21 protein-coding genes are annotated in these 17,902 nt (G+C 70.1%); 8 read left to right on the forward strand and 13 right to left on the reverse strand.

Annotation, left to right across the window (positions count from 1 at the left end; all coding sequences use genetic code 11):
- Positions 1 to 18: 18 nt before the first annotated feature.
- From FHR37_RS29430 to FHR37_RS29440, 3 genes are all read right to left on the reverse strand, one after another.
- Positions 19 to 540, reverse strand: a complete 522-nt coding sequence (locus FHR37_RS29430) for a GNAT family N-acetyltransferase (RefSeq protein WP_092883352.1) — start codon at positions 538 to 540, stop codon at positions 19 to 21.
- A gap of 51 nt (positions 541 to 591) precedes the next feature.
- Positions 592 to 810, reverse strand: coding sequence for a GNAT family N-acetyltransferase (locus FHR37_RS29435; protein WP_092883351.1), 219 nt, complete (start codon positions 808 to 810; stop codon positions 592 to 594).
- An 82-nt stretch (positions 811 to 892) separates the two neighbouring features.
- Positions 893 to 1,357, reverse strand: coding sequence for a GNAT family N-acetyltransferase (locus FHR37_RS29440; RefSeq protein WP_202818076.1), 465 nt, complete (start codon positions 1,355 to 1,357; stop codon positions 893 to 895).
- A gap of 237 nt (positions 1,358 to 1,594) precedes the next feature.
- On the opposite strand from FHR37_RS29440, the gene FHR37_RS29445 reads away from it, so the two are divergent.
- Positions 1,595 to 2,146 (forward strand): dihydrofolate reductase family protein, encoded by a 552-nt coding sequence (locus FHR37_RS29445; protein WP_092883349.1) that lies wholly within the window; start codon positions 1,595 to 1,597, stop codon positions 2,144 to 2,146.
- 64 nt (positions 2,147 to 2,210) lie between these two features.
- Positions 2,211 to 3,020 carry a nucleotidyltransferase domain-containing protein gene (locus FHR37_RS29450; RefSeq protein ID WP_092883348.1) on the forward strand — a complete coding sequence of 270 codons (810 nt, stop codon included), beginning with the start codon at positions 2,211 to 2,213 and terminating at the stop codon, positions 3,018 to 3,020.
- A 15-nt stretch (positions 3,021 to 3,035) separates the two neighbouring features.
- Here FHR37_RS29450 and FHR37_RS29455 read toward each other — a convergent pair whose 3' ends face one another.
- The 7 genes from FHR37_RS29455 to FHR37_RS29485 form a co-directional block, all read right to left on the reverse strand.
- The gene (locus FHR37_RS29455; protein WP_237768783.1) at positions 3,036 to 3,512 is read right to left on the reverse strand and encodes an NUDIX hydrolase; all 477 of its coding nucleotides are present in this window, start codon (positions 3,510 to 3,512) and stop codon (positions 3,036 to 3,038) included.
- Between the two features lie 64 nt (positions 3,513 to 3,576).
- Complete coding sequence (locus FHR37_RS32790) at positions 3,577 to 4,131, reverse strand: class F sortase (RefSeq protein WP_175542500.1); 555 nt, start codon at positions 4,129 to 4,131, stop codon at positions 3,577 to 3,579.
- Between the two features lie 181 nt (positions 4,132 to 4,312).
- Positions 4,313 to 4,654, reverse strand: a complete 342-nt coding sequence (locus FHR37_RS29465; RefSeq protein WP_092883345.1) for an excalibur calcium-binding domain-containing protein — start codon at positions 4,652 to 4,654, stop codon at positions 4,313 to 4,315.
- A 174-nt stretch (positions 4,655 to 4,828) separates the two neighbouring features.
- Complete coding sequence (locus FHR37_RS29470; RefSeq protein WP_092883344.1) at positions 4,829 to 5,239, reverse strand: PPOX class F420-dependent oxidoreductase; 411 nt, start codon at positions 5,237 to 5,239, stop codon at positions 4,829 to 4,831.
- A 122-nt stretch (positions 5,240 to 5,361) separates the two neighbouring features.
- Positions 5,362 to 5,886, reverse strand: a complete 525-nt coding sequence (locus tag FHR37_RS29475; protein ID WP_092883343.1) for a GNAT family N-acetyltransferase — start codon at positions 5,884 to 5,886, stop codon at positions 5,362 to 5,364.
- A 13-nt stretch (positions 5,887 to 5,899) separates the two neighbouring features.
- Positions 5,900 to 6,610, reverse strand: a complete 711-nt coding sequence (locus tag FHR37_RS29480) for a DUF402 domain-containing protein (protein ID WP_202818075.1) — start codon at positions 6,608 to 6,610, stop codon at positions 5,900 to 5,902.
- Position 6,611: 1 nt separating this feature from the next.
- On the reverse strand, positions 6,612 to 7,889 hold the full coding sequence (locus tag FHR37_RS29485; RefSeq protein WP_092883342.1) for an apiosidase-like domain-containing protein: 1,278 nt from the start codon (positions 7,887 to 7,889) through the stop codon (positions 6,612 to 6,614).
- Positions 7,890 to 8,038: 149 nt separating this feature from the next.
- Here FHR37_RS29485 and FHR37_RS29490 point away from each other — a divergent pair, with 149 nt between their 5' ends.
- Together FHR37_RS29490 and FHR37_RS29495 are read left to right on the forward strand one after the other, a co-directional pair.
- On the forward strand, positions 8,039 to 8,401 hold the full coding sequence (locus tag FHR37_RS29490; RefSeq protein ID WP_237768765.1) for a YciI family protein: 363 nt from the start codon (positions 8,039 to 8,041) through the stop codon (positions 8,399 to 8,401).
- A gap of 35 nt (positions 8,402 to 8,436) precedes the next feature.
- A complete protein-coding gene (locus tag FHR37_RS29495; protein WP_092883341.1) occupies positions 8,437 to 9,675 on the forward strand; it encodes an RNA polymerase sigma factor in 1,239 nt (412 codons plus the stop codon).
- Between the two features lie 102 nt (positions 9,676 to 9,777).
- On the opposite strand, the gene FHR37_RS29500 is transcribed toward FHR37_RS29495, so the two are convergent.
- From FHR37_RS29500 to FHR37_RS29510, 3 genes are all read right to left on the reverse strand, one after another.
- Positions 9,778 to 10,806 carry a carboxymuconolactone decarboxylase family protein gene (locus FHR37_RS29500; RefSeq protein ID WP_139238931.1) on the reverse strand — a complete coding sequence of 343 codons (1,029 nt, stop codon included), beginning with the start codon at positions 10,804 to 10,806 and terminating at the stop codon, positions 9,778 to 9,780.
- A gap of 129 nt (positions 10,807 to 10,935) precedes the next feature.
- The gene (locus tag FHR37_RS29505; protein ID WP_092883340.1) at positions 10,936 to 11,328 is read right to left on the reverse strand and encodes an MmcQ/YjbR family DNA-binding protein; all 393 of its coding nucleotides are present in this window, start codon (positions 11,326 to 11,328) and stop codon (positions 10,936 to 10,938) included.
- 95 nt (positions 11,329 to 11,423) lie between these two features.
- A complete protein-coding gene (locus FHR37_RS29510) occupies positions 11,424 to 13,100 on the reverse strand; it encodes an FAD-dependent oxidoreductase (RefSeq protein ID WP_237768764.1) in 1,677 nt (558 codons plus the stop codon).
- Positions 13,101 to 13,264: 164 nt separating this feature from the next.
- Here FHR37_RS29510 and FHR37_RS29515 point away from each other — a divergent pair, with 164 nt between their 5' ends.
- The 4 genes from FHR37_RS29515 to FHR37_RS29530 all read left to right on the forward strand — a co-directional run bounded on the left by FHR37_RS29515 (position 13,265) and on the right by FHR37_RS29530 (position 17,857).
- A complete protein-coding gene (locus FHR37_RS29515; RefSeq protein ID WP_092883338.1) occupies positions 13,265 to 13,873 on the forward strand; it encodes a ParA family protein in 609 nt (202 codons plus the stop codon).
- An 88-nt stretch (positions 13,874 to 13,961) separates the two neighbouring features.
- Entirely contained in the window at positions 13,962 to 14,954 is a 993-nt protein-coding gene (locus tag FHR37_RS29520; RefSeq protein ID WP_092883337.1) for a nucleoside hydrolase, read from the forward strand.
- Between the two features lie 238 nt (positions 14,955 to 15,192).
- A complete protein-coding gene (locus tag FHR37_RS29525; protein ID WP_092883336.1) occupies positions 15,193 to 16,860 on the forward strand; it encodes an alkaline phosphatase D family protein in 1,668 nt (555 codons plus the stop codon).
- Between the two features lie 13 nt (positions 16,861 to 16,873).
- Entirely contained in the window at positions 16,874 to 17,857 is a 984-nt protein-coding gene (locus tag FHR37_RS29530; RefSeq protein ID WP_092883335.1) for a galactose-binding domain-containing protein, read from the forward strand.
- Positions 17,858 to 17,902: the final 45 nt, after the last annotated feature.

A 17,902-nucleotide genomic window follows, 5' to 3' on the forward strand; every position in this document is an offset into this window, starting at 1 on the left:
TCCGGAGCCCCGGTCGGCTCAGAGCGTGCGTACGCCGCCCTGGAACGGCAGATCGAACCACATCAGCTCCGCAGGTCCCACGACCGTCGTTCCGACCTCGGTGAAGCCGACCTTGCGATACAGGGACCGCGCCGGAGGGTTGTTCGACGGCGTGTTGGTGACGACGGCTTCCAGTTCGTTGGCGGCGGCCCAGTCGACCAACGTGCCGCAGAGCCGAGCCCCCACGCCCTGCCGCCGGCACTCCGGCGCGATCCGCATGCGGCTGAGGTGGGCCAGCTTCGCGCGCCCCTCGACCAGGTGCGGTGGCACGTCGGCGCCGGGAAGGTCTGCTCCCACCATGCCGACCAGCACCTCGGATCCGTCGCGCTCCTCGACGGCGACCCAGAACGCGAGGTAACACTCCTCGATGCGTTCCAGATCGGTGAACCAGCCGGGCGGCTCCGGACCCTTGTGCCACGGCGGCCAGACCCGGTCGTGCAGCGTACGAATCTGTGGACGGTCGGATGCCTGGTAGCGCCGTACGTGGATCACGACCCGCATCCTGACAACCTCGACAGAGCAGGCGCAATCGCTTTCCGTACGACTGGTCGGCTACGCGCGACCTGGCGGTGCGGGCTCGAGAGTCTTCACGTAGTAGACGGTGGTCCACTCGCCGTAGGGCGAGGGCTTCCGGCCGACCTCCCGGTAGCCGAGGCTCAGATAGAAGGCCATCGAGTCCGGTTGGTCGGCGGTGTCCAGGTGCAACTCCCGCTTGCCCAACTCGGCGGCGCGCCGCTCCAACGCGGTCATCAGCGCCCGGCCGACGCCCACACGGCCGGCGCATCCGTCGGACGGAACCGCCGCACCTTCACCGCCGTACTCCCGTGCGTTCCGTGCGTTCCGTGCGTCTCGTTCATCGCCGGACCATCCGGAGCAGGGTCGTCCCGGTGGACTCGTGCCGGGTCGTCACGCCGTCCGCCGCGAACCCGTACCGGCGGTAGAACGCGAGCGCGCGCTCGTTGCCCTCCATCACCCACAGGTAGGCCGGGGAGTCGCCCAGGGCGTCGGCCAGCATCCGGTCGGCCAGGCCGGTGCCGTGATGGGCGGGGAGGACGTTGATGACCTGGAGTTCCCGCGGCGTCGGCGGGTCGTCGTCTCGTGGCGGCCCGACCATCACGAACCCGACGATCTCCTGCTCGTACAGCCCGAGCAGCCGTACCTGCCGGCCGTCAGGAGCCTCGCTCAGCAGGACTCTCCACCGCTCGGCCGACCGCCGGGGATCCAGCTGGTCGAGATACTCCTGCGACACCAGGCTTTGATACGCCTCGCGCCACACCCGAACGTGCACCTCTCCGAGTTCGTCGGCGTCGTCGGGCACGGGCGGTCGGACCTCGTACTCTCCTGGAAGCTCTCCGGGCATTTCCTGCCTGCCTGCCTGCTCTGTCAGGGACGCCTTGACGGCCTCCCGCAATCGGTACCATGCGGGCACCCTGCAAGCAACGTCCCGCACCTTCCCGGAACCCGATATCCGTACCGCGATGAGTTTCTGGCCGCGTCCGGGTCTGTGCCATCGACACGAACAGCTCGTGTCACCCATCCTGGAAGGAAGCAGCTGATGGCCGCACTGGTCCTGAAGATGTCTGTGTCGCTCGACGGCTACGTGGCATCCGATGACGGCAGCTCGGACTGGATCGCGGCGGGAGGTTCCGAGGACGCCGTTGACTGGCTTGTCGAGACCGTGAGCAACGCCGGCGTGCACCTGATGGGTGCCTCCACGTACGCGGTGATGGCCGGCCACTGGCCCAACGACTCCGGGCCGTTCGCGAAACCGATGAACGAGATCCCGAAGGTCGTGTTCTCGTCCACGCTCACGTCCGCCGACTGGGACGAGACGACGATCTCCACCGGGGATCTGGGCGAAGCCATCACGCGGCTCAAGCAGGAACGCTCCGGGGGATACCTGCTCGCCCACGGTGGGGCACGGTTCGCGCGGTCGCTGGTCGAGACCGGCCTGATCGACGAGTACCGCCTTGTCGTCCACCCGGTGGTCCTGGGCGCGGGCGAGCGGATCTTCCGCGCACCGCTCGCCATCGAACCCGACAGCACCACTGTTTTCAGCGGGGGAGCAGTCGCACACGTCTTCACGACACACCCGCGATCGAGCTGACCGGTTCGTTGCCCGTTCACGAGGTCGGCAACGGCTCGAATACCGGCGGATAGGGTGCGCCGGTATGTCGTCGTCGCTGCCTGCGCAGGTGCACGAGGTCACGGACACCTATCTCCGACTGGTCGACGCGGCCGTTCCAGGTCTTGTCGACGGACTCTACCTGCACGGGTCCACGGCGTTGGGTGATTTCTGCCCCGGTCACAGCGACATCGACTTCGTGGCACTGACCCCGCACCGCCCCGCCGATGCGGAGGTCGCCGCGCTCGCCTCCGTCCACAAGGAGTTGGACCGGCTCCACCCGCGGCCGTACTTCGACGGGGCGTACCTGCTGTCCGCGGACCTCGCGGCCGATCCCGACCTGTGCCCGGACGTTCCGGCCTGCCACGAAGCCACGTTCGAGCCCAGTGGGCACCGCATGGTGTCCCTGGTGACGTGGCACGAGTTGCACGAGTACGGCGTGGCGGTACGCGGGCCCGCGATCGGGAAGCTCGACGTGTGGACGGACGAGGCGACGCTGCTCGCCAACACCCGCACCAACCTGCGGACGTACTGGAAGAGGTGGGTCGGCGACCTGGACCGCCTCACCGAGACCGCACCGGACCGGGCGGTCGACCCGTGGTTCGTGGAGTGGTGCGTGCTCGGCTCCGTACGCCTGCACGCGTTGCTGGTCACCGGAAGGCTGCATTCCAAGGGCGGTGCCGGTCGATGGGCAGTGGAGGTCGAGGCGTTCGGGCCGCGATGGCGCCCGATCCTCACCGAGGCGCTGCGGATCAGGTCCGACGACGACGGGCCGTCGGCGTACGCGGACCTACGGCACCGGCTTCGCGACACCCGGGACTTCCTCGCCGCCGTCGTCGCGGCGAACGAAGTGTGAGTCGTCGCCCCGGTGTCACCGCGCGCCGGGACACAGGTGGGCGAGGGCGGCGTCGATGGGCGTCAGGTCGGTGAGGTTCTCAGCCGGGTCCCACCAGGTCGCGCCGGACATCTCGGCGTTCGGTACGAACGGAAGCGGCGAGTCCACCCGGCCCCGATAGATGGCCAGGAACTCCAGCCGGTCTTCCGGTGCGCAGGTCACCCGCGCCACGCCCGCGAGGTCGAGCGTGTCCGGATGCTGCGCACTCTCCTCCACGAGTTCGCGAACGGCCGCCTCGCGAGGCGTCTCACCCGGATCGATCATGCCGCCCGGCAACTCCCACAACTGCCGGAACCGGTTGAACACCATCAGGCACCTGCCGTCGTGCCAGAGCACGACCAGCGAGGCCGTCAACGGTACGGACGCGTCCAGGCCGCCGAGGTCCGTCTCGATCAACCGCTCGAAACCCAACAGCGCGGACCCGTCGGCGTTCTTCACCGGCAGCGCAGGCATGTCCTTCACGGGCACATCCTTCCACCCGCGCTCACTGGCGGCGAATGGAACTGTGGCCTCAAGGTCAGTGTGCGTAGACGATGAGGTTCTGCTGGTAGCCGCCGTTGGCGCGGTCGTAGGGGCCGGCGCAGGTGATCAGCCGGAGGACGGGTTGCTTGCCCCCGGTCCAGATCCGGCCGTACGGCAGGCCGTCCCTGTCAGCGCGTTCGAGTCGTTCGACGGTGAACGTGTGACGTGCGTCGGCCGAGTCGGTCACGGTGATCCGGTCGCCGGGACGGAGTTCGCGAAGCCTGTAGAAGACGTCCGGGCCGGTCTTGGAGTCGACGTGGGCCACGATCACCGCCGGTCCGGGCTGGCCGGGCCGCGGTCCTTCGACGTACCAGCCGGCCAGGTTGGAGTCGTACGCCGGAGTCTGCATCTCACCGTTCGGTAGGAGTCCGACGCCGACCATGCTGGCATCCACGTCGATGGCGGGGATGGTGAGCACCGCCGGATCGGCGACGTGACCTCGGGTGGGATTCGGAGCTGACGTGGAGGCGTCGACGGGCTTGGCGGCCGGAGCGAGCTGCCGGGATGCGGCGTGCTTCGCCACGCCGGACGAGTCGGCGGGTGCGGCCACAACTCCACAGCCCGCAAGGAGCACCGAGGCAAGCAGCGCAACAAGAAGGGATCCTACGAACCGGCGCATGTGAGTTCGACTTTCCGGGACCTGATGACCTGACAAGGCTGGGTTGACGAGACTGCAACGAGGCCAGGCGGGCGTGAGGATCGCCCACGCCCGCCTGGCCTCGATCGGTATGTCAGGCGGTCGCGCCGCCGCCGGTGTGGATCAGCGACGGCATCCGGATGCCGCCGTTGTCGTCGGCGTCATCGGAGTTGTCACGGCTGTTGTCGTTCCCGTTGTCCTTGCTGCTGTGCCCACTGTTCGAGCCGCCGGACGGCAGCGTCTCGCAGGCGATCCCGTCGTTGTCCCGGTCGAGACCGTACGGGTCGGACCGGTCCTGCTCCAGGACTGTCTGCGCTTCTTGCTGCGTGCTGAAGTCCTCGCAGTCGTACTTGTCGGTATCCGCGGTGGCGATACCGACAACTCCGAGCGTTGCCAGAACGAAGGTGGCCAGAACGGCCGCAATCTTCTTGTACAAGGTGGTCCCCCCATAGGTGCTTCATGGCGTCCTTGCAGACGCCGGGACCGGCTCTCGTCCGGGCCCAGTGACCAGAAGCCGTGAGCCACCAGGGAGGTTGCGAAGCCTTGGAAGTTTCTTTGTGAAAGCTGGAAGGAACCGATGCGACGCTGACGAAGGCTGCGACCCTTACGCCTACTTCGGCCAGTGGGTGAGCTTCTCCGGGGTGACCCGGACGATGATCCGGTCGGTTTCCCGCACCGAGTCGGGGTTCCGCTCGCCGTACTTGCCACCCAGGTACTTCAGCGAGAGCTCGTCGGGCAGCTGACTCTCCGGGTCGGGCACGATGGTCACCCGGCCACGGATCTCCGCGTACGTGTAGGGCTTGCCGGGCGGGCTGATCAGCACGCTGATCCGCGGATCGCGGGCGAGGTTCCTGCCCTGGATGCGGCTCTCGGTGGTGGAGAAGACCAGCTCGTCACCTTCGCGCTTCAGCCACACGATCGTGAGGTGTGGCTGGCCGTCGGCGAGCAGCGTCGCGACGGTCGCGAACACCTTCTCCTCGTCGACGAGCATCTTCAGGTCCTCGGGCAGAACGGCCGTCATGGTGGGCTCCTCACCGGACGCGGTTGTCGTGGAAGCGGGCGGTCCCATCGAACGAGATCGAACGAGATCGAACGAGTACGTACGCCATCGGCAACCCGGTCCCGGCCGCGCACATTCCGGGTTCAGGGCAGCGGCGGCGGGCCGTCGTGCAGGATGCGCTGGAAGAGGTGGCAGTCCTGCCACTGCCCGGCGACGTACAGGTAGCGGGGCGCGGTGCCGTACTGCTCGAACCCGCACTTGCGCAACACCCCCTGGGACGCGACGTTCGCTACGACGGTGGATGCCTCGACACGGTGCAGGCCCACCTCGTCCCGGGCGGCCTGACAGACCAGCTCCACCCCACGGGTCGCGAGCCCGCGCCGGGTGTGGCCGACGTCGATCCAGTAGCCGAGACGCGCGCTGCGGAACCCGCCGAGTTCGATCGTCGACAACGTGAACTCACCGGCGATCAAGTCACCGTCGACCAGGTGCCAGCGACGTACGTGCGGGCTGGCGAGACGCTCCGCCTGCGCCTGGACGGTCAAGAAGTCGGCGGGACGGTCCGGATCCCAGGGCGCCATGTGCTCACGGCTGCGTACGAGCGCGTCGAGCACCGCCTCGGCGACGTCCGGCGTGGCGGGCTGGAACCAAATCGAGGTCTCGGGCATCCGGCTACCGTACCTATCCCGGCTGCCCCCGGGTCGCCTCCGACTCCTGTCCCAGGCCGGCTGCGGTCACGTCGACGCGCGGCGGTGCCAGGGTGGGCAGGTCCCACCAGGTCGGCAGCGGTGTCGGGCCCCAGCCCGCGTCGGGAAGGTAGTCGCACCACGTGCCGTCGAACGGGAAGTCGCCTCGCTCGATCGTCCGCGTGACCGACTCGGCCCGTGCCCGGATCACCGCCGCCTCCGTCGCGGTCCAGAACAGCGGATGGCCGGTCTGGTCGGCGAACTCCTTCTCGTCCTTCCACTCCCATCGGCGATCGGGTTGGACGAGCACGTCCAGGGCGAAGTCGAACACGTCGATGCCGCCGTTCCACCGCAGCACCGGGGACTCGAGGTTGACGTACCACCCGAGGAGTTCACCGGGTGTGTCGAACGCCCACGCCACCGAGTGCCCGGCGCCGGCCGGGGTGAGGACGAGCGTGCCGAAGCGTTGGTGCCGCGTTGGCGCGAGCATGGTGGGCATCGCGAGTTCCTCGGCGTACGGCAGGTGCCTGGTGGGTTCGCCGTCCACGTCGACCCGGCGCATGAGGGTCGAGCCCGCGCCGATCCAGATCGCCAGCCCGCGCTCGTCGTCGGCGACGACCCGTGCGCACTGCACGGTCGCCAGCCGGCCGTCGGGATGCAGGCACCGCCGGACGACGACCTGACCGGGCCGGAACGAGACGGCCATGTCAGGCGGTCCGTTCGGCGACGACGAGTTGGTCGGACAGGCTCGGTAGTTGCCGCAGTCGCGTCCCGCCGTCCTCGAAGACCGGGTCGACGGTGAGCGGTGCGCGTTCGGTGAGGTCCCAGCCGGTGAGGCGATGGCCGCGCAGGTCGAACCGCACCTCCGCGTCCTGGCTGTACGGCAGGTAGAGCACGAGCAGGTCCCGGTCGGGGCTCGCGCCCAACCGGGAGTTCTCATCCGAGCCGCCGAGCAGGTCCTGCGCGGACGCGAGCCGGTACAGCCGATGGTCGGCGAACAGCCGGGCCATCAGCGAGATGTCCAGCGCACCGGGGAATCCGAGCGCGGTCTGCCACGGGTAGGGCTCCAGCGAGGCGCCGCCGGAGGTGAACCGCGCGCTCGGCGAGTGCCACATCCACATGCCGTGCGCGCCGTAACCGATCCCCGCGGTCGCGCCCGCCAGCACGCTCGTCCAGCTCGCCCGGCGTACGTCGTCGCGACTCCACCGGCCGTGGCCGCCGACCCGGCCGTGTTGTTCGTACGCCGGCTCGGCCGCGAGCAGCGGCTTGCGCGGCCTACGCGCGAGGTAGGGAGCGGCCTGCTGCCACGTCAGGTCGACGTTGCGTACGTCGTGACCGGACTGGTGGCAGAAGAAGTCCAGCGAGTCGGCGAGGTCGTCCGGCAGGTCGGCATGGGGAGCCGAGTGCGTGGTGAGCAGGCAGTGCGGCGCGGCGGCGCGCAGGTGGCCGGCCGCCTCGAGGTAGGCGGCGTTCGCCTCCGGGACGCGGTAGTTGTCGTCGCCGCCGACGACCAGGACCGGCTCCAGGTCGCCGAACGTGCGCGCCACGCGTTCGACGTACGCGCGCCTGTGCTTGTCGGGCATCACGGCGTACGGCGTGCGGGCCGCGGCCCAGGTGCCCGGGACGTAGTTGTTCCACAGCACGACGAGCAGCAGCCGAAGGCCGTACTCCTCGTGCGCGATCCGGGTGAACTCCCGCGCCTGGGCGAAGTAGTCCTCGTCGGGCCGCTCGAAGTCGGGGTGCCCGTCGCCGTCGAGGGCGAACGGCTCCCGCGAACCCGCGCGCTCGTCCCGGTCGTGCAGGATCGGCAGCACCGACACGGCCACGCAGGTGAAGCCCTGCCGGCGGCGAGCGGCGAGGTAGGTGCGCCACTCCTCCTCGCTCGGGTCGGCGAAGCTGCTCCACGCCGTGTCCATGATCAGGGGGAAGAACGCCTCGCCGAGACGCAGGTGAGTGCCCGACGGGTCCACGGTCAGCCGCGACATGTGGGGGAACGTACCAGTCAGCTCGGACAACCTCGGCGAGATCGTCCGGGACCGGGTGTCGATCCGGGCGGGTCGCGTTCGTGTGGAGGGTGACCAGCGCCGAGACTGACGGCGAGCCGGCGAGACCGGCCAGAGCCCGGGAGGACACCGTGACGAAGCACTACCTGCTCAGCATCCAGCAGCCCGACGGCGGGCCGCCCGCACCGGAGATCATCGAGCCGATCATGGCCGACGTCGCGCGGTTCAACGACGAACTCCGCGCGGCGGGCGCCTGGGTCTTCGCCGGCGGGCTGCACGAGCCGACCACGGCCACCGTCGTCCGCTACGACGACGGCGAACTGCTCACCACCGACGGCCCGTACGTCGAGGGCAAGGAACACGTCGGCGGCCTGTCGATCATCGCCGCGGAGGACCTGGACGAGGCCCTGGAGTGGGGCCGCAAGGCGGCGAAGGCGACCCGGCTACCGGTCGAGGTACGCCCGTTCCAGGGCGACCCCGGCGACCACCTGTAGTCGACCGGGTTCATCCACGGGACAGCCCCAGCGTCATGCCGGCGATCACCACCGCGGACATCGACCGCGTGTTCCGCGCGGAGTACGGCCGCGCGGTCGCGGTGCTGGTGCGCGTCCTCGGCGACATCGAACTCGCCGAGGAGTCGGTCCAGGACGCGTTCGCCGCGGCGGTCGAACGCTGGCCGGACGCCGGGCTTCCACCCAGCCCGGCGGGCTGGATCATCACCACCGCGCGCAACCGCGCGATCGACCGGCTCCGGCGGGAGGCGTCCCGCGCGGACCGGCACGCCCAGGCCGCCCTGCTGCACGCGGCCGGCGAACCCCTGGAGGAGGGTGCAGTGCGCGACGACCGGCTGCGTCTCCTCTTCACCTGTTGCCATCCCGCACTCGCCCCGGCCGCGCGGGTGGCGCTCACCCTGCGGTTGCTGGGCGGGCTCACCACCGCCGAGATCGCCCGCGCGTTCCTGGTGCCCGAACCCACGATGGCGCAGCGGCTGGTGCGCGCGAAGGGCAAGATCCGCGACGCCCGGATCCCGTACCGCGTGCCGAACGAGGCCGACCTCCCGGACCGGGTGCGGGCCGTGCTGGCGGTCATCTACCTGATCTTCAACGAGGGGTACGCCGCGAGCGGTGGCGAGCACCTCGTCCGGGCGGACCTGTGCGCGGAGGCGATCCGGCTGGGCCGCGTACTCGCCGAACTCATGCCGGACGAACCGGAGGCGCTCGGCCTGCTGGCGTTGATGTTGCTGGTCGACTCGCGCCTGCCGGCGCGGACCAGTGCGGACGGCGGCCTGGTCCGGCTGGCCGACCAGGACCGCGCGCTGTGGGACCGGTCGCTGGTCGCCGAGGGCCAGTTGCTCGTACGGCGGTGTCTGCGGCGTGGGCAGCCGGGGCCGTACCAGATCCAGGCGGCGATCAACGCCGTGCACAGCGACGCACCCACCGCCGCCGCGACGGACTGGGCGCAGATCGTCGCGTTGTACGACCAGTTGCTGGCTCTCGGCCCGAACCCGGTTGCCGCGCTCAACCGTGCGGTAGCCGTCGCGGAGGTGGAGGGTGCCGAGTCGGCGCTCGCGCTGGTCGACGACCTGGACCTGGCCGGCTACTACCTGTTCCACGCCATCCGGGCCGACCTGCTGGGCCGGCTGGGCCGGGACGAGGAGGCGGTACGCGCGTACGACGCGGCCATCGCACGCAGCGGGAACCACGCCGAACGTACCTTCCTCGAACAGCGCCGCGCACTCGCGGCGGGCACCGCGTCAAGCGGGCCTTGACGCGGTGCCCGGTGGTGGACCGCCGGCAGGTGGTCGGGGTCGACGGGCCTGCCGGTCGGGTCTGCAGGAGTTACAGGCGGTCGGACGGAACTGCTGCGCGGTCTACTGGTCGCGCTTCATCCAGCCGCTGACCTTCCCGCGCACCTTCTCCTCGATGGTCTCCTCCTTCTCGCCCTCTTCTGTCAACTTCTCCTTGGCGCCCTGTGCCTGTTCCTTGGCGCCCTGGGCCTGTTCGCCGAAGCCCTGCTTCTCCCCGGCTCCCTGTGCGGTATCCCGAACGCCCTCGGTGCTCTCGCGGCCTTCCTCGACACGGCCTTCCCCGACGCGGCCTTCAGCGGCCTCGCGGGCGCCGGTGACGCCCGACGCACCCCGTTCGCCCTCGGGAGCGCCGACGAAGCGTTCCTCGGTGGACTCTTCGTACATCGCGGCACCACCACCCGCGCCGGAGCCCTCGGCGAACCGCTCCTCGGTCGTGGTCTCCGCGTAACCAGCCGGTCCGCGTCCTTCCGTGCTGCCCGTACCGCCCGTGCTGCCCGGACCGCCCTGTTCGATCCTGCTCTCCTCCAGGCGGCCTTCCTCGATCTTCTCCTCACCGATCTGGTCCCCGCCGAGCCGGCCCTCTTCGGCGCGGCCCTCCTCGAACCGTCCTTCTTCCTCACGGCGCTGATCCGGAATCGCGGTGGCGGCACCCGCGCCCACCGCTCCGCCCGCGGCCGCACCTGCCGCCGCGCCTCCTGCTGCACCTCTTGCCGTTCCACCTCCGGTTCCTTCACCGGTGACGTCCTCTTCGACGTACTCCGCAGCCAGCTCCGCCAGTCCGAACGCACGCAACACGTTGCCCGCGGCGTCGACCACGCGCGAGCTGCCGACGATCGGTGCGATGGCGACGCAGACGCCCTGCGCGTCCTGCACCGTCAGGCCCGCTTCCCGGGCGACCGCGAGGTTGGCGAGGTACGACGCGGGTGCGGCGTCCATCGCGATCAGTGCGGCAAGTCGGACGATGTGGTAAGTCCGCGGGTCGAGTTCGGAGTTGGGCAACGTGTCGACGTTCATCTGTGCCAGTTGCGCGAAGATCGGGTGTTCCCCGTGCGAAAAGGCTCCCAAGGTTCCTTCAGGTGTCTGTGCCGTCATGGCGTTTCCTTCCTGACAGACCGGGCGGCCACAAATGATGTCCGCCGCCCCCACAGACCCCACAAGACATCGCAACGGGCACTGCGCCTCACCCCGATCGGGTGAAAGGGCGCAGGCTCCGTCCTCGGGTCAGCCCTGGCCGCGGGCTGCGTCGAACTCCTTCACCAGTTGACGCGGAGCCTGGCAGCGCCACGCGTCGGTCAGCAGTTCCGCGAGCTCGTCGACCGGTACGTTCGCCAGCCGGACGAGCACGGCCGGGTACCCGTTGTAGTGCGGCTCGGTGAAGAACTTCTCGCTGTCGGAGGCGAGCAGATCCTGCTTCTCACCCTCGTTCGCCACCCGTACCGCCAGTACTTCCGGCTGCGGCACCCGGGCCTTCTTGGGGTGGACCCGCTCCATCCACGTCCACGCGAAGCCGCGCTCCTTGCCCTTGTTCCGTACGGAGAACCCGAAGTGATCTTCACCCTCGGTGGTCTCCGGCAGCGCCAGCGCGATCCGGCGTACGTCGTCCTGGTCGGCCATGCCTGCCACCGGTCCCTTCACTCACGCCGTACGAGCGTGTGGTCCACGGACCTCACTGTAGGCATCCCTCGCTGTGGGCATCCCAGCTGTCGGCGTCACTCGACCAGCTGGGGGTACGCCGGGCGCCGGCTGGTGGACAGCGTGCGGATCTCCCGCGGCCAGGCCAGCTCGATGCCGAGGCCGTCGGTGAGCAGGCGCTGGTAGTCGCCTCGCCGCACGGGATCCGCGGACACCTCGCGGGGCGCCCGGCCGCCGTCCAGGCAGTACGCCGCCAGGGCGCCGACCGCCTCGCCGATCGCCCACTCCACCGGATGCAGGCGGTAACAGCCGTTGGTGATGTGGGTGGAGCCGATGTTCTTGTTCGCGGGCAGCAGGTTGTCCACCCGGACCGGGACGAGGGCGCCGAGCGGGATCTGGAACGGGTAGGAGTCGATGTCGACGTACGTCCGCCCGGCGGCGCTCGGGTGCAGGTCGATCCGGTAGTTGCCGAGCCCCACGGAGTCGTCGAACTGCACCGGCCCGTCCGGTCCGGCGGCCTCCACCCCGACGTGCAGTTCGGTGACGGTGAACTCCGCCCGGATCCGGCGGGACTCCCGGACGTAGGGCCGCATCGCCAGCCCGTCGGCCGTACCCGTGATGTCCGGGCGCAGCCGCAGCCCCGGGTACCCCTCGCCGCCGTCCTCGCGCGGTGCACTCGTCTGCATCCAGTGCAGCAACGACAGGGACAGCTCCCGGCTCTCCCGCAGGGCGCGTTCCCGCTCGGCCTCGGTGACGCCGAGCAGCGGCGTCTCCCAGTAGTCGTTCTGCGGCCAGTTCACCAGTGTCACGTCGGACTCCACCAGCGCCCGACCGGAGCCCCGCCCGAAGTCCTGCCCGAAGTCCCGGCGGTAGTTCGTACGGGCAACGATCCGGCGGTAGTGCCAGAAGTCGCGGGAACGGTCGGCGTCGGAGTCGCCGACGAAGATCGGGCGGTGGCGGGGTTCGAGCGTCTCCGGCGCGACGTCGGTCCAGGACAGCTGCGGGCCCGGCCAGAACGGCGCGACGTGCGTACGCCAGTGCTCGTAGCTCGCCGGCGGATCCACGGTGTGGTCCTCGCCGGGCCGGTGCTCGACGGCGAAGCACCAGGTGATCGCCTGCTGGTCGAGCGGGTTCGCGGCGGCCGGCGCGTGCGGCTCACCGGTCTGGTCCTGCCCCTCCGCCCCCACGACGTGCTCGACGTCGCCGAGCGCGAGCAGGTCACCGAGCTCGGTGGCGTCCACGACGTACGCGGCGGTCACCGTCACCTCGCCGCCCTCGCTACCATGCCCGCTCTCGCCGCCCTCGCGGCCACGCAGGGTCACTGCCTCGACCGAGTCGCCGCGCCCGTGCACCGTCACCGGCGCGTGGTGCGGCAGGACGGTCAGCCGACCGGCGGTGAGGTACGGCGCCAGCACCTCGTGGATCGCGGTGACGGCCGCCGCGGGTTCGGCGCACAGGGGACTCACCGACCCCTTGCCCGGGTTGAGCAACGGGTCGTCGGCCGCGTCCTTCGTCAACGGCAGGTTGCGGCGGTAGAAGTCGCGGATCCGCCGACGCAGGTCGCGATAGCTGGGTGAGGCGTACCGGCTCTCGATCCACGGGTGCTCGTCCGGCGGCACCGCCTGGCTGGTCAGCTGCCCGCCCAGCCAGCCACTCTCCTCGGTGAGAACCACCCGCCGGCCCAGCCGCAGCGCGGTCAGCGCGGCCGCGACCCCACCCAGGCCGCCGCCCACCACCAGCACCTCGGTCCGCATCTCCCGCATCGTCCCTCGCTCCCGTCGCCCGGCAACCCGTCGGCCCGATCGCCGACGCTACCGGCCGGTCCCGGGCGGGCGGCGCCGGATCGGCGGCCACTTCGAGACACGTCCTTGGGCGCGGGTCTCGTGTCGCGGGCCCTCGGCGGGGTAGCGTCGGTCAGGTGATCGTGGTATCAGCCGCACTGAAGGGCGGGGTCGGCAAGACGACCACGTCCGTCTACCTCGCCGCGCTCGCGGCCTCCGGCCGGCGTTCGGTCACCCTCGTGGACGCCGACCCCCAGGCCAGCGCGGCCGAGTGGATCGAGTACGCCGCCGACGAGCGGCTGCTGAAGGTCTCCGTCGTGGAGGCGCCCACCGAGCGCCTGCTCGGCAGGGCCCTGGACCGCTCCGGCGCCGACGACGTCGTGGTGGTCGACACGCCCCCGGCCCACGAGCGCCTGCTCAACAAGGCGCTCGGGAAGGCGCACGTCGTGGTGATCCCGACCCGGGTGGGCGGCATCGAGACGTCCCGGGTGGAGGCGGTGCTCGAGGTCGTGCCCCCCGGCACCCCCACCGGCCTGGTGGTCTGTTCGGCGCGCACCTACACCCGCAGCTACCAGGAGGCGCTCGGGTCGTGGGCGGAGTCCGACATCACGGTCTGGGGGACGGTGCCCGAGCGGGTCGCCATCACCGCCGGTCCCGACGGCCCGCTGTGCCCCGACGGTCTGGAGGCCTACCGCGAGGTCTGGCGCCGCGCCCAGTCCGCCGCCCGTTCCTCCGGTCGCCGGTAGCCGAAACCGCCCGTCGCTCCGGTCGCCGGTAGCCGGAGCCGGTCGCTGCCCTGGAGGGATGTCCGGAGCCGCGCCTAGGCTCGCCTGCATGCCGCTTCCCGTGCACACGCGTACCCTCCCGTCCCAGCGCCGGGTCATCATCGACACCGACGCGAAGAACGAGGCAGACGACCAGTTCGCGATCGTGCACGGGCTCCTCTCGCCCAGCCTCGACGTGCGCGGCATCGTCGCCGCGCACTTCGGCATGCGTCCCGGGCGCAGCGAACGCAGCATGCTGGACAGCCGCGAGGAGATCGAACTGCTGCTCGACCTGATGGGCCTGACCGGCAAGGTCAGGGTCGAGAACGGCGCACCCTACGCACTGCCCGACGAGCTGACGCCGATCCTCTCGCCCGGCGCGGACCTGATCGTCGAGGAGGCGATGCGCGAGGACGAGGGGCCGCTGTACGTGGCGTTCTTCGGGCCGCTGACCAACATGGCCGCCGCGCTGCTGGCCGAGCCGCGGATCGCCGAACGCGACGTCACCGTGGTCTGGATCGGCGGCCCTTCCTACGGGCCGGAGCCGGTCGCCGCGGGCCGGCCGGAGTTCAACCTGGCCAACGACATCGTGGCCGCCAACGTCGTCTTCGCGTCCGACCTTCCGGTGTGGCAGATCCCGCGGTCGACGTACGTCATGACCGCGGTGAGCTACGCCGAACTGGATGAGAAGGTGGCCCCGTGCGGCGAGCTCGGCGAATACCTCGTACGCCAGCTCGTCGAGTGGAACGCCGCCCACGCACGCGGCCCGATGGAGTACCGCTCCCTGGGCGACTCCCCGGCGATCGGCGTTCTGCTGAACGAGAACTGCGGCCGCATCGTCGAGCGCCCCGCGCCGACGTTCCGCGCCGACGGCAGCTACGACCTGGACCGGACCCACCGCCCGATCCGGGTCTACGAGACGATCGACTCCCGCTTCCTCTTCGAGGACTTCTTCGCCAAGCTCCGCCAGTTCGCCCGGACCGACCTTCGGTCCCCGCGAGCAGACGGCCGGGCAGACAGCCAGATCCCGCAGGTGGACGGCCGGACAGACCACCAAGCCTGACAGCGATCCATCTTCTGCCGCGGACTGCCGCGGACTGTTTCGGGTCGATAACAACTCGCCCCCGGTGATTGCCAGCGGGTCGCGTTCGGAGTGTCGTCAAAGGGTCGCGTCGTGTCCCTTCGTCCGGCGCGGTAACGCAAGCGGTCGTCGCCACTCCAGTCGCGGAAGCGTGCCGTCATTCGCCTTCCCACGTTGACGTCTGGACGCGTCGGCGACTCGACGAACCCGGAGGGACGACGTGCCGAATCCGAGCAGTCGAGACACACCCCAGCGAGACGCACCTCAGCAGGACGTACTGGCCGCCGCGCCGTTCACTCTCGGCGTCGCATCCGGTGACCCGATACCGGACGGCGTGGTGATCTGGACCCGGCTGGCCCAGAACCCGCTGGACTCCTTCGGCGGAATGCCGGCGACGGACGTCCCGGTGGACTGGCAGGTCGCCGAGGACGCCTCCTTCACCACCATCGTCCGCTCGGGCACCGCGACCGCCCGGCCGGAGTACGTCCACGCGGTGCACGTGGACGTGCGCGGACTCCTGCCCGGCCGCCAGTACTTCTACCGCTTCCGTACGGGCACGACGCTCTCTCCGGTCGGGCGTACCAAGACCGCACCCGACCCGGCGGCGAACCCGAGCCGACTGCGGTTCGGGAAGGTGTCGGACGCGGCGTGGTTCGACGGCTACTACACGGCCTACCGGCACCTGGCCGAGGAAGACCTGGATGTCGTCTTCTGCCTGGGCGACTATGTCTACGAGTACAGCGTGAAGACCAACGGCGGCCGGCCCGGCTATCCGGCGCTGCCGGAGAAGTACGACCGGGTCCGCACCTTCCTCAGCGACTGCCGGGACTGGTTCGCGCTGTACAAACTGGACCCCGACCTGCAGGCAGCGCACGCGGCGTTCCCGTGGATCGTCACCTGGGACGACCACGAGGTGATCAACAACTACGCGAACCTGAACCACCCCATCGCCCCACCGGCGGATTTCCGCGTACGCAGGGCAAACGCTTACCGCGCCTACTGGGAACACATGCCGGTCCGGCTTCTGCAACCGGTCGGGCCGAACCTGCAGCTCTACCGTCGGTTCACGTTCGGCAGGCTGGCGGAGTTCAACGTGCTCGACACCCGGCAGTACCGCTCCGACCAGGCCTGCGGCGACGGCCTGAAGACCAACTGTGCCGAGCGCCTGGACCCCGCGCGGACGATGCTCGGCTCACAGCAGGAGTCCTGGCTCTTCAACGGGCTCAGCGCCTCGCAGGCACGCTGGAACGTACTCGCCCAGCAGGTCATGTTCTCCCAACTGGACTTCAGCACCGACGCGGGCCAGCAGTTCAGCATGGACCTGTGGGACGGCTACAAGCCGGCACGCGACCGCATCATCGCCGCCTTCACCAGCCGGCACGTGTCCAACCCGTTGATCTTCTCCGGTGACATCCACCGCAACATGGCGGCGGAGGTCAAGGCCAACTTCAACGACTCCGCCTCCGCCACGGTGGCGACGGAGTACGTCGGAACGTCGATCAGCTCCGGCATGGACGGCGCCGATCGCGACCAGTACGCGGCGCCGTTCCTCGCCGCCAACCGGCACGTGAAGTTCTACAACTCCCAGCGCGGCTATCTCAGATGCACCCTGACGGCTGCGCAGTTGACGACCGACTTCCGGATCGTGCCGTACGTACGGAGCCAGGGCGCGCCCGTGCAGACGAGGGCGACCTTCGTCACCGAGGACGGCCACCCCGGCCTGCACCAGGTCGCGAACAACCCGCCGGTGGGAGTGCCCTACTCGGAGGACGTCCTCCCGCCGGGCCCGCTCCGGTTCCGGCCGGGCGGCGAGCCTCGCTCAGCACCGCCAGCACCGCCAGCACCGCCAGCAACACCAGCAACACCAGCAACACCAGCAACCTCGTGACGGGGGAGCCATCATGGGTGCAGGAAGCCAGTCCGCCGAGAATGCCGGCGCGGACGTCATCAGCACGGACACCACCGGCGCGGGCGTCTCCGGCGCGGACATCATCAGTACGGACATCGCCAGTACGGACGCCGCCAGTACGGACGCCGCCAGTACGGACATCGCCAGTACGGACGCCGCCAGTACGGGCATCATCAGCACAGACATCACCGGTCCGGCGGGCGCGACCGTTGACAACGTGACGTTGACAGTGCGGCCGACGTCTCTACGGGTGATGGCCTCTCCGTGTGGCGGGAAGACGCTCGACGTCGGCATCCACAACTCCGCGAGCGTGGATGTGTACGCCGACGTGCTGTTCCTCCCCGCGGCACCGCTGACCGTCGTACCCAACGTGGTCTCCAGTTATCTGCCGGCGGGATACACGCTGCACGCGCCGGTCCGGGTGGGCGCGCCGCTGGGGTCGGCGGCCGGGAACCTCTCCGTCGTGGTCCGGTCCGGCCGGACCGCCGGCACCGGCCCCACCGTGACCGTGCCGGTCACGCTCACGACTCCGCCGACTGGTGCGGGAGCGAACATCGCCCCGCGGGCACGTGCGAGCGCGTCCTCCACCCATTCCGGCTTCACGCCATGTGGTGCGCTCGACGGCAACACGAACTCCGACGACTGGCAGGTCGCCACCGGCTGGAACGACGCTACGTCCGGAGTCTTCCCGGACTGGTTCAACGCCACGTTCAGCCAGTCGTACCTGGTGAGCCGCGTGGTCGTACGTACGCTGAACTCCACCCGCTACCCGGCGTCGCGGTACGGCCTGCGCGACTGGGACGTCCAGGTGCCTTCGGGCACCACGTGGCGAACGGTGGCCAGCGTGCGCGGCAACACCGCGGGCGTGGTCACCTCGCGGTTCACCCAGGTCAGGACGACGGCGATCCGCATAGCCGTCCGCGACTCGAACGACCACAAGTACTCCCGCATCATCGAAGTCGAGATCTATGCGTAGGCAGGCTCCGGGTGGCGCGGCCGAGCCCGCGCTGGCCGGAGCAGG

The organism is Actinopolymorpha cephalotaxi, assembly GCF_013408535.1.
GTDB lineage: Bacteria > Actinomycetota > Actinomycetes > Propionibacteriales > Actinopolymorphaceae > Actinopolymorpha > Actinopolymorpha cephalotaxi.

Bases quoted from the DNA above. Each gene is read 5' to 3' on its own strand.
- FHR37_RS29430 (WP_092883352.1), bottom strand. From the start codon at position 540: ATGCGGGTCGTGATCCACGTACGGCGCTACCAGGCATCCGACCGTCCA.
- FHR37_RS29445 (WP_092883349.1), top strand. From the start codon at position 1,595: ATGGCCGCACTGGTCCTGAAGATGTCTGTGTCGCTCGACGGCTACGTG.
- FHR37_RS29450 (WP_092883348.1), top strand. From the start codon at position 2,211: ATGTCGTCGTCGCTGCCTGCGCAGGTGCACGAGGTCACGGACACCTAT.
- FHR37_RS29455 (WP_237768783.1), bottom strand. From the start codon at position 3,512: ATGCCTGCGCTGCCGGTGAAGAACGCCGACGGGTCCGCGCTGTTGGGT.
- FHR37_RS29470 (WP_092883344.1), bottom strand. From the start codon at position 5,239: ATGACGGCCGTTCTGCCCGAGGACCTGAAGATGCTCGTCGACGAGGAG.
- FHR37_RS29475 (WP_092883343.1), bottom strand. From the start codon at position 5,886: ATGCCCGAGACCTCGATTTGGTTCCAGCCCGCCACGCCGGACGTCGCC.
- FHR37_RS29480 (WP_202818075.1), bottom strand. From the start codon at position 6,610: ATGGCCGTCTCGTTCCGGCCCGGTCAGGTCGTCGTCCGGCGGTGCCTG.
- FHR37_RS29485 (WP_092883342.1), bottom strand. From the start codon at position 7,889: ATGTCGCGGCTGACCGTGGACCCGTCGGGCACTCACCTGCGTCTCGGC.
- FHR37_RS29495 (WP_092883341.1), top strand. From the start codon at position 8,437: ATGCCGGCGATCACCACCGCGGACATCGACCGCGTGTTCCGCGCGGAG.
- FHR37_RS29500 (WP_139238931.1), bottom strand. From the start codon at position 10,806: ATGACGGCACAGACACCTGAAGGAACCTTGGGAGCCTTTTCGCACGGG.
- FHR37_RS29505 (WP_092883340.1), bottom strand. From the start codon at position 11,328: ATGGCCGACCAGGACGACGTACGCCGGATCGCGCTGGCGCTGCCGGAG.
- FHR37_RS29510 (WP_237768764.1), bottom strand. From the start codon at position 13,100: ATGCGGACCGAGGTGCTGGTGGTGGGCGGCGGCCTGGGTGGGGTCGCG.
- FHR37_RS29520 (WP_092883337.1), top strand. From the start codon at position 13,962: ATGCCGCTTCCCGTGCACACGCGTACCCTCCCGTCCCAGCGCCGGGTC.
- FHR37_RS29530 (WP_092883335.1), top strand. From the start codon at position 16,874: ATGGGTGCAGGAAGCCAGTCCGCCGAGAATGCCGGCGCGGACGTCATC.